Origin of the sequence: Catenulispora yoronensis, assembly GCF_039531695.1 — a bacterium.
Lineage (GTDB): Bacteria > Actinomycetota > Actinomycetes > Streptomycetales > Catenulisporaceae > Catenulispora > Catenulispora yoronensis.
Genome location: NZ_BAAAQN010000023.1, coordinates 45,133 through 58,169 on the forward strand (window position 1 = coordinate 45,133; position 13,037 = coordinate 58,169).

General features: G+C 70.1%; 7 protein-coding genes. 5 read left to right on the top strand and 2 right to left on the bottom strand.

The features are described from left to right. Positions 1 to 12: 12 nt before the first annotated feature. Positions 13 to 3,048, bottom strand: a complete 3,036-nt coding sequence (locus tag ABD481_RS20225) for an AfsR/SARP family transcriptional regulator (RefSeq protein WP_344667261.1) — start codon at positions 3,046 to 3,048, stop codon at positions 13 to 15. Positions 3,049 to 3,415: 367 nt separating this feature from the next. On the opposite strand from ABD481_RS20225, the gene ABD481_RS20230 reads away from it, so the two are divergent. The 5 genes from ABD481_RS20230 to ABD481_RS20250 all read left to right on the top strand — a co-directional run bounded on the left by ABD481_RS20230 (position 3,416) and on the right by ABD481_RS20250 (position 10,974). Next, on the top strand, positions 3,416 to 4,444 hold the full coding sequence (locus ABD481_RS20230; RefSeq protein ID WP_344667262.1) for a Tat pathway signal protein: 1,029 nt from the start codon (positions 3,416 to 3,418) through the stop codon (positions 4,442 to 4,444). A gap of 14 nt (positions 4,445 to 4,458) precedes the next feature. Then, a complete protein-coding gene (locus tag ABD481_RS20235) occupies positions 4,459 to 6,756 on the top strand; it encodes a jacalin-like lectin (RefSeq protein WP_344667263.1) in 2,298 nt (765 codons plus the stop codon). Positions 6,757 to 6,982: 226 nt separating this feature from the next. Beyond that, positions 6,983 to 8,647, top strand: a complete 1,665-nt coding sequence (locus ABD481_RS20240; RefSeq protein WP_344667264.1) for a carbohydrate binding domain-containing protein — start codon at positions 6,983 to 6,985, stop codon at positions 8,645 to 8,647. A 142-nt stretch (positions 8,648 to 8,789) separates the two neighbouring features. After that, positions 8,790 to 9,512 carry a SigE family RNA polymerase sigma factor gene (locus tag ABD481_RS20245; protein ID WP_344667265.1) on the top strand — a complete coding sequence of 241 codons (723 nt, stop codon included), beginning with the start codon at positions 8,790 to 8,792 and terminating at the stop codon, positions 9,510 to 9,512. Then, positions 9,499 to 10,974 carry a hypothetical protein gene (locus ABD481_RS20250; RefSeq protein ID WP_344667266.1) on the top strand — a complete coding sequence of 492 codons (1,476 nt, stop codon included), beginning with the start codon at positions 9,499 to 9,501 and terminating at the stop codon, positions 10,972 to 10,974. The genes ABD481_RS20245 and ABD481_RS20250 overlap by 14 nt, the downstream gene beginning before the upstream one ends. 24 nt (positions 10,975 to 10,998) lie before the next feature. Here the strand turns inward: ABD481_RS20250 and ABD481_RS20255 are convergent, their stop codons facing one another. Then, the gene (locus tag ABD481_RS20255; protein ID WP_344667267.1) at positions 10,999 to 12,819 is read right to left on the bottom strand and encodes an oleate hydratase; all 1,821 of its coding nucleotides are present in this window, start codon (positions 12,817 to 12,819) and stop codon (positions 10,999 to 11,001) included. Between the last annotated feature and the right edge of the window lie 218 nt (positions 12,820 to 13,037).

Here is a 13,037-nt window from a genome sequence, read left to right on the forward strand (position 1 = left end):
GCGCGATTCCGCTCAGCGGCAGATGTCACGTCCCAGCAGGTCGCCGCGCCGCTTCTCGGACCGCCGCATCGCCGGTATTCCCGCACCGCGCCGAGGCTGTGGCGTCCACTGCGGTGCCGTCGACTGCGGTGCCGACCTCTGCGGTGCCGTCCTCTGCACATCATGAGCGTCGTGGACCTCATGCCCGCCACGCTCCACGCGCCCCTCGTCCAAGCACTCCATCGCGATCCGCGCCTCCCGCCCCGTGAACAGCGGCAGCAGCGCCCGGGCCACGGCCCGGCACGAGTCAGCTTCCTGCCAATCTCCCAGCTCCACGGCCGCTTGGGCGAGCAACCCAAGGCACTGGGCTTCGCAGAACCGGTACTCCGCCGACCGCGCGACCTCGATGCCTTCGCGCAGCATCGCCTGCGCCTCGCGGAACCGTCCGAGCCGCAGCAGCGCCATCCCCTGCGCCGTGAGCCGTTCCGCCTCGACCCCCCGGTCCCCGAACTCCAGATTGAGCTCGCGGACCCGCTCCAAATACCCGAGCGCCGTCAGCGGATCCCCCACTTCCAGCTCCAGCTCGCCGAGGTTCCCCAACAGCACCACCTCGCGCCGGCGCAGCTCCGGCGCCCCCACGAAAGTCAGTGCTCGTAAGTAGTGCTCGCGCGCCTCCTCGTACCGCTGCTCCCGATGCAGCGCCGTGGCGAGCGTGACCAGACACGCCATCTGCCCCGGCCGGTCGCCGCTCCGCTCGCGAATCGCCAGTCCGGCCGTCAGGCACTCCCGCGCCGCCTCCCACTGCTCAAGGCACATGAACGCCGCGCCACGCGACGTCAAAACCGTCGACTCGGCAGCGGGATCGTCGCAGGCCCGCGCGCTGTGCATCCCGGTCTCGGTGGTCGCGATCCAGTCCGCCAGGTGACGCTTCAGGTTGAAGTAGGCCCATGCGAACCCTGACACCCGCCACGCCAGCTCGTGGAATCCGTACTCGGCCGCCAGCTCCGCACCGCTGACGAGGTTGGGCCGCTCCGCCTCGCACCAGGCCAGGGCCTGTTCGAACGAGGCGAGGCCGGACGGCACCCAGTCCTGCGACTCCGGCAGGGGATCCGGCCGCGAGGACTTGGGGAACAGGGCCGCGTCGGCCTCGATCAGAGTCCGCACATACCACTCCGCCACGCGTCCGACGGCGGTGTACCGGGACTCCTCGGTCTCGTCAGTCGCCGCTAGCTCCGCGGCGAACAGCCGGAGCAGGTCGTGCAGCCGGTACCGCTCGGGCGCGGGACTGTCCAGCAGCCCGGAGTCCACCAAGTGCTCCAGGGCCCGCTCGGCCCGGGCCTCCGGCCAGCCGAACAGCGCCGCCGCGGCCGCCAGGCCGGTCTCCGGCCCCGGCGCCAGGCCCAGCAGGCGGAAGGCGCGCGCCGGGTCCGGCTGGCCCTGCGCGGCGGCCGCCAGCAGGCCGTCGTAGCTCAGCCGGAAGCTGGCCCGCACCGCGAGGTCGTCGGCCTGCAGCTCGTCCAGGCGCCCGCGGTGCCGGGCGAGTCGGCCCGCCAACGACGCCACCGACCACGACGGCCGCGCGGCCAGCCGCGCCGCGGCGATCCGCAGCGCCAGCGGCAGTCCCGCGCAGGAGGCCAGGACCTCTTCGGTGGCCTCCGGCTCGGCCGCCACCCGGTCCGGTCCGGCGATCCCGGCGAACAGTGCGAGCGCCTCCACGTCGGCCAGCGCGCCGAGCCCGAGGTGGACCGCGCCGGCCAGACCGACCAGCGTGCGGCGGCTGGTGACCAGCGCGGTGCAGCCCGCCGATCCCGGCAGCAGCGGACGGACCTGCGCCGCGTCCCGGGCGTTGTCCAGGACCACCAGCACGCGCCGCCCCGACAGGGCACTGCGATAGGCCGCGATCCGGGCGTCGTCGTCCCCGGGAATGTCGCTGTCGGCCATGCCGAGCCCGCGCAGGAACCCGGCGAGCGCCTCGGCGGGGTCCAGCGGGTTGGCGTCCACGCCGCGCAGGTCGACGTAGAGCCGGCCGTCCGGGTACCGCTCCGACACCTGGTGCGCCACGTGCAGCGCCAGCGCCGTCTTCCCGGAGCCGCCGACGCCGGTGACCGTCGCCAGCTGCGGCGCGATCGTCGGCTCGGCCAGCAGCAGGCGCCGCAGCCCGGCGGTCTCCCGGAAGCGGCCGCGGAAGTCCGCGACGTCGCCGGGCAGCTGGCTGGGGATCGTCGGCACGGCCTTCGGCGCCGGAGCCGGCTGAGCGGCCGCCGCGAGCAGACCGCCGCAGCCCTCCGGCGACAGGAGCGCCGGATCCATGGTCAGGACCCGCTGCCGCAGCTCTTGCAGCGCCGGCGTCGGATCGATCCCGAGCTCGTCGGCCAGCGCCTCGCGCATCCGGTCGAACGCGTTCAGCGCGTCGGCCTGACGGCTGCTGCGGTACAGCGCGATCATCAGGGCACTGTGGAAGCTCTCCCGCAGCGGGTGCTCCACGGCCAGCCGCGACAGCTCCGGGAGCGCCTCGCGATGGCGGCCCAGGTGCAGCTGCGCGTCGAAGTAGAGCTCCAGGGCCTGGGTGCGGCCCTCGACGAAGTGCTGGACGAGCGCCCGCTCGCGCTCGGCGACGGCCGGCAGGTCGGCGAACAGGTCGCCGCGCCAGCAGGCCAGCGCCTCCGCCGCCTCGTGGCCGACCGCCGCCCAGTCCTGCGCCTGCGAGGCGGTGTGGGCGGCCCGCAGCCGGTCCGAGAACACATCGGCGTCCAGCTCGCCCTCGCGGATTTCCAACAGGTAGCCCGACGCCACCGTGTGCAGCCGGGCCCGGTGCGCGCCCAGCGCGTTCCGCAGCCGCTGCACCTGGTTCATGACGGCGGCGCGCGACGATGCGGGCGGGTCCTCGCCCCACAGCACCGTCTCGATGTGGTCGACGCCGACCGTGCGCCCGGGAGTGACCAGCAGCGCGGCCAGCAGCATCCGGGTCATCGGCGCGCGCGGCACCAGTGATTCGCCCGACGAGTCGTTGATCGCCAGACGGCCCAGGATGCCGAACCGTAGTCCGCTGTCGGCTTCGGGAAGACGCATAACGAGACAGTATCCGGTTGTTGCGACATGGTTTTGGGCGTTCCACGCCAAGTACCGGCCTGACCGGGAAATTCACTGCGATCGCGCCAAAACCTCCCACCTGATCGCTCATCCCGGTGAAGACTCGGCACAAGTCCAGTATGACTATATATGCCGGGTACCTCCCTTGTAGGGCAGGCGACTACCTGCCCTTATAACGGGAGGGCTATCCATGACCAATATCTTCACAGTCTGTTTCTGCGGCACATCCTGTGCCCGTGACGAGGGCGAAGCGTCCCGCGTCGGCAGTGATAGGCGCATCTATGCTCCCGAAACCGGTTATATACCAGTCCGAATCCATAAGGAGATCTCCGGTGGTCTCCGTGACATGCACCCCAGTGTGACCATCCGCGGCGTCGCCATGAACGACTGGGCCGACCGGCCCGACACCAGCGAGCCCCTCGCCCTGGACGGCCCGCTCAACGCCCCTGCCAAGCTGATATCAGAATCGCGCCCGTATTCCGGCGGCGATCAGCGTTCGACGGCGTCCGTCTTCACCGGTTGGGACGCCGCAGCCCTTGCCCTCCATGCCGCGAATCTCGCCGCCGCCAGCGGTGCGAGGCGCTTCAACTTCATCGGCCACAGCCGAGGCGCCGTGGAATGCGTTATGGCCGCTTGGTTCCTTTACGCCTACGGCATGCCGGACATCGACGTCCGCATCCTCGCGATCGACCCGGTCCCCGGACCGGGCAACTGGTACGGCATCCTGACCCAACTGCCCCCGAACGTCGCGGAATACGTCGGCATCACCGCGTGGGACCACCTCGACATCGGTTTCGACGGTCTGGTGCCGCGGCCCAACGGCCGGATGACCGGCAACCACCAGCGCCCGGTGCTCGGCGACGGCTGGCAGCACCTGGCCGACAACTATCAGCTCAAGGACCCGCTGAAGCCGGACGCCGCCGCCGCGCAGCCCACCGGCTACCGCCTGTTCGCGTCCCGCGGCCGCCACGGGACCGTCGCCGGAATCGCGACCAGCGACGGCAAATACGACTACAGCAAAGTCAGCGACAGCGCGGCCCGGGTGCCGCACCTGATCTACCGCCTGGCGCGCGCCTACCTCACCAGCTGGGGGTCGGAGTTCACCACGCGGTCGGCGGTCACGCCGAGCGTGCTGCAACTGCGCCAGGAGATCAACCTGGACCACGCGCAGTTCGACGCGATGGGCGGCGGCGCCCTGCGCGACAGCGTCCGCCCGGGGCGTCCGTACGTGCGCGAGATCTCCTCGATCTCCGGCCGTCTCCCCTGGAACACCTACTACCTGGAGGACGTGGTCGGCGATCCGCCGTACCGGCAGCCGTATCCCGTCACCGCCGCCCGCGCCGGCAAGGGCTGGGCGCATTGGACCTTTCTGTAGACAAGGGGGAAGCCATGACCGAGATAGACAGCGTGCAAGAAGAGATCCAGGACTTCTACAACCAGCGGACCGGGCGCAACTACTTGCGCCTCATGGACACGCCCCGAGTCTGGGGCCTGCCGTTCGGCAAGGGCATCATGCCCCAGTCCTGGAACCGGCAGAACGACTTCGAGGTCGTCCTCGAAGAGATCGTGCAGAAGGCCCGGTTCCGGTGCGACATCTCGTCGCTGAACGCTCCGGATCCGGACTGGGGCGGCATCATCCTCGGCGCCATGGACACCGCGCTGAGCCGGCGGATACACCGCACCGCGCCCACGCAGTTCCGCTTCATGTTCGGGCAGACCCCGGCCGTCCCGATCGGCGAGCCGACGAACTACCGGCTGTTCAAGCAGGCCCTGGTCCGCCTGGTCCGCGATCGCCGCGACGCCTGGGAAGTGATGCCCGACATCTGGCTGGGCCGGTTCTATCGGCTGCGAGAAGGCATCCTTTCCACGTTGCAGTGGAAGGTCTTCGGCGGCGACGGCATCTTCGCCAGCGACAACACCAAGATGACGTGGAACCACACGAAGATCGTGGCCGTCGACGGCGTCGAGGCGCTGACCGGCGGCCACAACCTGAACATGGACCTGTTCCGCAGCTACCCGCCGGTCCACGACGTGTCGGCCGTGGTCCACGGTCCGGCGGCGGCCGGCGCCCACGGCTTCCTGGACCAGCTGTGGGGGGTCGGCGGCGATCTGCTCACCCAGGAGCAGCTGGACCCGGTCTCGGTCATGTGGCACGGCCGCAATCCCTCCGCCGCCCGTCCCGTCGACCCGTTCGCCGATCGGGGCGTCGCGGCGTGGGTGCGAGCCCGTCAGGATGAGATCGTCGACTGGCACGACGACGATCCGACGCCGCCGGTGCCCCCGATGCCGCCGGGTCCGCCCTCGGGCGACCGCCGCACCCAGGACCTGCTCCAGCTGCCCCTGCTCCTTCAGGACTGCTTCCCGGTGCGGGTCGAGCACCGCCCGTACGCCGGACTCCGCGAGTACAAGCCGACCACCGGGATGCTGGCGGTCGGCAAGTACTGGCGCAACAGCACCGACTATCAGGACGCCTCCGAGCTCATGAAGCGCGATCTGATCCTGAACGCCCGGCGCAGCATCAAGATGTCGCAGATGGACCTGATCAGCGCGTGGAAGAAGAATTGGTCGGACCATGTGGTCTGCCAGTGGCTGATCCAGGCGTTGCAGGCGAACAAGGACCTGGTGGTGCAGGTCGTCGTCTCGCCCCTGGACGCCGGCGCCGGCGCCGAGGGCGACCAGTACTCGTTCGGCTCCGGTGCCGTCCGCACCTTCGACCTGATGAAGTACTACATGACGCACGACGTGGCCACCGACGCGCCGCTGCCGGACCCGGGCGGGGACCACGCCGAGGCCCTGAGCCGCCTGTTCGTCGCGCCGATGTACTACACCGACGCGGTCGCCCGGCGCGACACCGTCGAGGGCGAGACCTACAAGTGGCCCCAGCTGTCGCCGGAGGGCTACACGGCCACGCTCAAGCAGCCGATGCTGAGCAAGAAGCCGCCGAAGCGCGGCGTGATCGGCAGTGCGGCGCTGTCCATCCTCAAAGGCAGCGGTTACATCTACGACAAAGTGCCCTCCGCGCCCGGCAACCATGCCAAGGTGCTGATCATCGACGACGAGGCTTACGTCGTCGGATCGGACAACCTGTATCCGGGCTCCCTGGCGGAGTTCAACTACCTCGTCGAAGGCCCGGCGGCCGTGGAGGAACTGCTCCGCACCTACTGGGAGCCGCTGTGGTACTACTCGGGCCCGCACGCGGTCACCTGGGGTGCCGTGCCGGTCCGCCTGGACCAGGTCGGCGGCGGCAACGGATCAGCGTTCGACGACACCGCGGACCGGGAGCGGGTCTCCCGGATCGACGTCTACGCCGACGCGGTCCTGGAGGGCATCCACGTCGTGCACGAGAACGGCACGGTGGATCCGCTGCGCGGCGGCACCGGCACGCCGCCCGGCAGCGCCCGGAAGGTGACCGTCGTCTTCGACGAGGTGGATCCGCTGATCGGCGTCTCCGGCGAATGGGGGTCCTGGCACGGCGGCCCGCGGATCACGCGGCTCCAGTTCCATCGGCGCAGCGGCCGGGACACGCAGGTGTTCGGAACGGCCGACGGGGTGACGCAACCGCGGCCGTTCGCGATCCATGCCCCGCATCCGGACCAGCAGCGGGTGATCGGGTTCTTCGGCTCGACCGGGTCCGGGGACTTCGGCGGTTCGCGGTATCTGGAGTCGATCGGGATCGTTGTCCGCTAGTCGCGACGGGTTCGGCCCGGTCCGGGCGGCTCGCGGCGGGCCGAACCGTGCGGACCGGGAACCCTTGCCGGTCAAGGGGAACGACCCTTGGCAAACCCTATGCGGAAAACAGGCGGCTGTGACGTCTTGACAGCACAACAGGTCTAGTCCAATCTGCGTGCTAGCCGCAGCTCCGGAGCAGCAGGCATCCGCCAACTCGCCATTTCGTGCTGCCTGGAGGACGTTTATGCCCTTGAATCTCAGCCCCCGTCGACGGCAGCTCGTTGCCGCCGGCGGCGCCATCGTGCTCGCGGCCACGGCCGCGGGCCTGGCGACCGCCGCCACGGCCGCCACAGCCCCCACGACTGTGACGGCCGGCGCGGACCTCGCCGCCAACCTGCTGACCAACCCCGGCTTCGAGACCGGGGACCTGTCCGGCTGGACTTGCGACGCCGGCTCAGGTGCCGTCGCCAGCTCGCCGGTGCACAGCGGGAGCCACTCGCTGGTCGGCACCCCGGCCGGCCAGTCCAGCGCGCAGTGCACGCAGACCGTCTCGGTCCAGCCGAACACGGCCTACACGTTCTCCGCGTACGTGCAGGGGTCCTATGTCTACGTCGGCGTGACCGGCGGCACCTCCACGTGGACGCCGTCGGCGACCTCGTGGCAGCAGCTGTCGGTGTCGTTCACCACCACCGCGAGCCAGACCTCGGTCCAGGTGTTCGTGCACGGCTGGTACGGCCAGCCCGCGTACCACGCCGACGACCTGGCGCTGACCGGCCCGGCCGGCCCGACGTCGCCGAGCAGCTCCACGCCGTCCACGTCGCCGTCGACCTCGCCGTCCACGAGCCCGTCGACCTCGCCCTCCACGTCGCCGTCGACGCACCCGTCGACCTCGCCGTCCACGTCCCCGTCCACCTCGCCGTCGACGAGCCCGTCGTCGACGCCGCCCGGCGGCAGCACCTGCGCGACCAAGCCGCGTCCGTCCGGCAAGGTGATCCAGGGCTACTGGGAGAACTGGGACGGCGCGCTCAACGGCGTGCACCCGGGCCTGGGGTGGATCCCGATCAACGACTCGCGGATCCAGCAGCACGGCTACAACGTGATCAACGCCGCGTTCCCGGTCATCCTGTCCGACGGCACCGTGCAGTGGCAGGACGGGATGGACACCAACGTCAAGGTCGGCACCCCGGCCGACTACTGCGCGGCCAAGGCCGCCGGTGCCACCATCCTGATGTCGATCGGCGGCGCGGCCGCGGGCATCGACCTCAGCTCCAGCACGGTCGCGGACAAGTTCGTGGCGACCGTCGTGCCGATCCTGAAGGCGTACAACTTCGACGGCATCGACATCGACATCGAGACCGGCCTGGCCGGCAGTGGCAGCATCGGTACGCTGTCGGCGTCGCAGGCGAACCTGGAGCGGATCATCGACGGCGTGCTCGCCCAGATGCCGGCCGGCTTCGGTCTGACCATGGCTCCGGAGACCGCCTACGTCACCGGCGGCAGCGTCACCTACGGCTCGATCTGGGGCGCCTACCTGCCGATCATCAAGAAGTACATGGACAACGGCCGCCTGTGGTGGCTGAACATGCAGTACTACAACGGCAGCATGTACGGCTGCTCCGGTGACTCCTACCAGGCGGCCACCGTCCAGGGCTTCCAGGTCCAGACGAACTGCCTGAACACCGGTCTGGTGATCCAGGGCACGACGATCCGCGTGCCCTACGAGTACCAGGTGCCGGGCCTGCCCGCGCAGCCGGGCGCCGGCGGCGGCTACATGACGCCCTCGCTGGTGTCGCAGGCCTGGAGCAGTGTCGGAGGCCAGACGAAGGGTCTGATGACCTGGTCCATCAACTGGGACGGGTCGTTGGGCTGGACGTTCGGGAACAACGTCAAGGGGCTGGAAGGCCGCTGACGCGGGAGTTCGGTGCGGGGCCCCATGCCTGGCGGCATGGGGCCCCGCGGCGTTGGCGTTGGCGTTGGCGCTGAGCTGGGGCTGGGATCGAACCGTCGGCCACGGAGTCAATACAAGTGCTGGTGGCCGACGGAGGGGATGGATGAGAAGCAAGCTGAAACGACAGCGCGGGGAACAAGAGTTCATTGAGCTCGCCTCAGCGCGGGGCGCGCATTTGCTGCGCACGGCCTATCTGCTGACCGGGGACTGGCATCTGGCCGAGGACCTCGTTCAGGAGACGCTCGGGAAGATGTTCGTCGCCTGGCGCGGGGCGGGGGCGATCGACAATCCGGCGGGATATGTGCAGACGGTATTGGTCCGCACGTATCTGTCGTATCGGAGAAAGCGCAGCTCCGGGGAACTGCCGCAGGCGGAGATTCCCGAGGCCGCCGCGCGGGAATCGGATGTCGCGCTTCGGATGAGCCTGATGGACGGTCTGGCGCGGCTGGACAGCCGGGACCGTGCGGTGATCGTGCTGCGCTACTGGGAGGACCGGAGCGTCGACGAGACGGCGGACGCGCTGGGGCTCAGCGCGGCGGCGGTGCGGAACCAGTCGTCGCGGGCTTTGGCGCGGCTGCGCGCGGTGCTCGGGCCGCGGTTCCTGGAACTGGCCGACGACGACGGGGACAGCGACGCCGACGGTGGTGCGGCCGGGGGCAGCGGTGAGGGCGCCGGTGCCGCCCCGGCGAAGAACGCGGCACCGCATGCTGCTTCGCCCACGGCACCGCGAGCAGCCTCGTCCACGGCCGCCACGGCCGCCAGGCCTTCCGGCGTCACCGGCTCCCTCAACCCGGTTCGAAACGGAGCGACCTATGTCCAGCCCTGAGAGCCTCGCGCAGGCACTGCGCGCAGCGGCACACGAGTCCGACCCCGATGTCCCCTCCGCAGTGCACGGCGGCCTCGCCCGAGGCCGGCGGATGCGCCGCAACCGCCGGCTCGTCCAGGTGGCGGGCTCCACGGCCGGGATCGTCGCGGTCGGCGCGGTCAGCGTTCTCCTGTCGCAGGCCGGTCCGAAGGGGAACGCCCCGACCATCACCCCGACCCCGAGCCCGCTTCCGAAGGCCACCGCGACCGCGCCCTCGGCCCCGGAGACGCCGAAGACGCCGAAGACGCCGAAGCCGAGCCGGACGCCGGCGGCCCGTACCCCGGAGTTCGCCTCGGACAAGGTCGTGGACGCCCGGATGCGGCTGCCCGCGCTGTTGCAGGCGGCGCTGCCGAACGGGAAGGCCGTCGCGGTCGCGCCCAAGACCTGGGACGGGTTCGGCGCCCAGTTCGCCGTGACCGACGCGACCGGGCAGTCGCAGGTCGAGGTCCAGGCGCTGCCGTCGTTCGCGGTCGACCCGGCTCACGTCAAAGACCAGTTCTGCGCGGTCACCGCCTCGAAGGCGTCCAAGCCCTGCGACGTCCGGAAGGTGCCGGGCGGCACGGTCTACATCAGCACCGAGGACCGTACCGCCGCCGACGATTTCCAGGGCAACCAGCCCGCGGGCATGTTCCAGGCGGGCCACGAGGACGACGTGGTCTGGCGGGGCCTGCGGATGACCTTCGTCTCCGACGACGCCACCGAGCCCCCCCTCCAGCTCGCCGAGAAGACCCAGGTCGCGCCGATGCCCTACGCGTCCTCGGCGCCGGCCGGGTTGGCGGCGACCGAGTGGCCGCCGACCAAGAACGAGATCAAGGGCGCGGCCGGAAAGGGGCTGACGATCTCTGTCGACGACTTCCTCGCCCTGACCTCCAAGGCCGAGGTCGCGCAGATCGAGGAGGTCCTCGCCTCCGACGTCGCCCCGTCGCAGGCCGCCGTCGATGCGCGGACCGCGGTCGACGCGCAGCTGGCGGCTCTGGTCAAGCCGATGCTGCCGGCCGGTGTGACGCTCAGGGTCGACTACGCCCAGACCGCGAACGGGTGGCTCGTGCTGACCGGGCCGTCCGGGACGAACAGCCTGGAGTGGTACACCGCCGCTCGGGACTCGGTCCTGGCGGGGACGAACAACCTGACGTGCTCCCAGCACGATCCGAACTGCACGGTGAAGAAGGTGGCGGGCGGGACCGCCAAGTGGACCAGCGACTTCAGCGATCCGCAGAACAGCGTCGCCACCTTCGACTACGTGCCCGACGACCCGAAGGGCAGCGGGGCCGAGATCAAGCTGTTCGGTGGCACCCGGGACGTGCTGTCGACCGACACCCCGGCGGCGTCGACCCCGCAGCTGACGTTCGATCAGATGGTGGCCATGGTCACCGATCCGCGGTTCGCCCGGATCGCCCAGACCTCGATGGACCTGGGCAAGTGACAGGGAACTGATCGTGGAAGCCCCTCATTTGTCCTCGGCGATCAGCCCGGCGTCGCGCAACAGTTCCCCGACCTCCGTGGCGTCCAGCCGCGCCAGGACGCGGTCGCGCAGCCGGGCCGGGCCCGGCAGGTGCAGGGGGTCGTCGTCGCGCAGGCGCGTGGTGGCCTCCAGCAGGGTCCGGATGTCGTAGGTCGAGTTGAAGACCTCCGGGACGCCGCGCTCGATGTCCAGCAGGCGGTAGGCCGCCTCCATGCCGGTGCGGACCGAGTACTCGGTGGTGAAGATGCAGTCGCGGGACGTCTCGGCGAACTGGCCGATGAAGGCGAAGTTCACGGCGCCCTCGGGGACGACGTCGGGGCGGTCGCCGGCCTTGCGGGGCATGAAGAAGGACGTCACGTAGGGCATCATCACCGGGACGCAGCGGGCGGCCTCGGCGGCCAGCTCGGGGATGTCCGCGACCGGCACGCCGAGGTGGAACAGCCACTCCTGGACGATCTCCTCGCCGGTGCAGTCCTGCATGGGCTTGGCGACGTGGTCGCCCGGGGCCTCGGGGAACAGGCCGTAGAGCCACACCACGATCTGGTCCTTCGGCTGCTGCTTGAAGTGCGGCTGGCGGTTCACCGTCCAGCTGAGCAGCCAGGCGGAGTCGCGGACCGTGACGATGCCGCCGGTGACCACCTTGCCGCTGAACGCGTCGCGCTTGCAGATCTGTTCGATGTAGCGGGGGATGCGGGCGTCCAGGGTGGTGACGGTGGCCGACTCCCACTTGGTCTGGGGGATGTGGCCGCCGAAGACGTCGGGGTGGCCGAACGCGGGGTCCTTGGCGGCGACGCGGCGCCACAGGTCCCAGGCCGGGGCCGGGCCCTCGTCGAGGTGGGCCGGGGTGTGGTGGTCGCCGTCGACGGAGTTCTCGGTCAGGGAGCCGATGGTGGCCAGGACCAGGTCGTCGGGGCCGAGGTCGACGCCGCCGGGCTCTGTGTCGCCGGACTCTGTACCGCCGGACTCTGTACCGCCGGCCTCGGGGGAGCCGCCGGTCCGCCAGCGGATCGCGGTCGCCTGCTTCCGGTCGCCCTCGAACGCGAATTCGATGTCGGTGACCTCGGTGTCGAACCGGAAGGTGACGCCCTGGTCCAGCAGCCAGCGGTAGAGCGGCAGCACCAGCGACTCGTACTGGTTGTACTTGGTGAACTTCAGCGCCGAGAAGTCCGGCAGCCCGCCGATGTGGTGGATGAACCGGTGCAGATACAGCTTCATCTCCAGCGCCGAGTGCCATTCCTCGAAGGCGAACATCGTCCGCCAGTACAGCCAGAAGTTGCTGGCCAGGAAGTCGGCGCCGAACACTTCGTCGATCCGCTTGCCCTCCATCTGCTCCCGGGTGGCCAGGAACACTTTGACGACGTCCTTCTGGGCCCGGTCGGTGAGCGTGAACAGGCCGTCGGTGTGAGCGTCCTGTCCCTGTTTCTCGGTGGCGCGTTGCAGCGAATAGTTCGGGTCGTCCTTGTTGAGCCAGTAGAACTCGTCGAGCACGCTGGCGCCCTCGATCTCGATCGAGGGGATCGAGCGGAACAGGTCCCACAGGCACTCGAAGTGGTTCTCCATCTCCCGGCCGCCGCGGATCACGAAGCCCTTGCGCGGCTCCTTGATCCCGTCCAGCGCGCCGCCGGGCAGTTTCAGCCGCTCCAGGATGGTGATCTTGTCGCCCGCCAGCTGGCCGTCCCGGATCAGGAAGGCGGCCCCGGCCATCGACGCCAGCCCGGCCCCGACGAACCACGCCGTCTTCCCGTCGACCCCGGCGGGCTTGCGCGGGCGGGCGAAGGCCTCGTAGTTGCCGCTGCTGTAGTACATGACGGATCCAATCGGGCGGGCGACACGGTTCAGTCACCACTTAAAGCGCGCCGATCGATGTCCGCATTCTGGCTGGCCCTGACGGGTGATCCGGGTGGGCAGAGGGCACGCAGAGGGCGGGCAGAGGTTCCCCCTAGTAAGTACTCTGTGATGAGATGGTCCGTCGTCGTGGGTCGGGGCATATCCTGCTGCTCGGCGGCGCATGACGACTCTGGGGG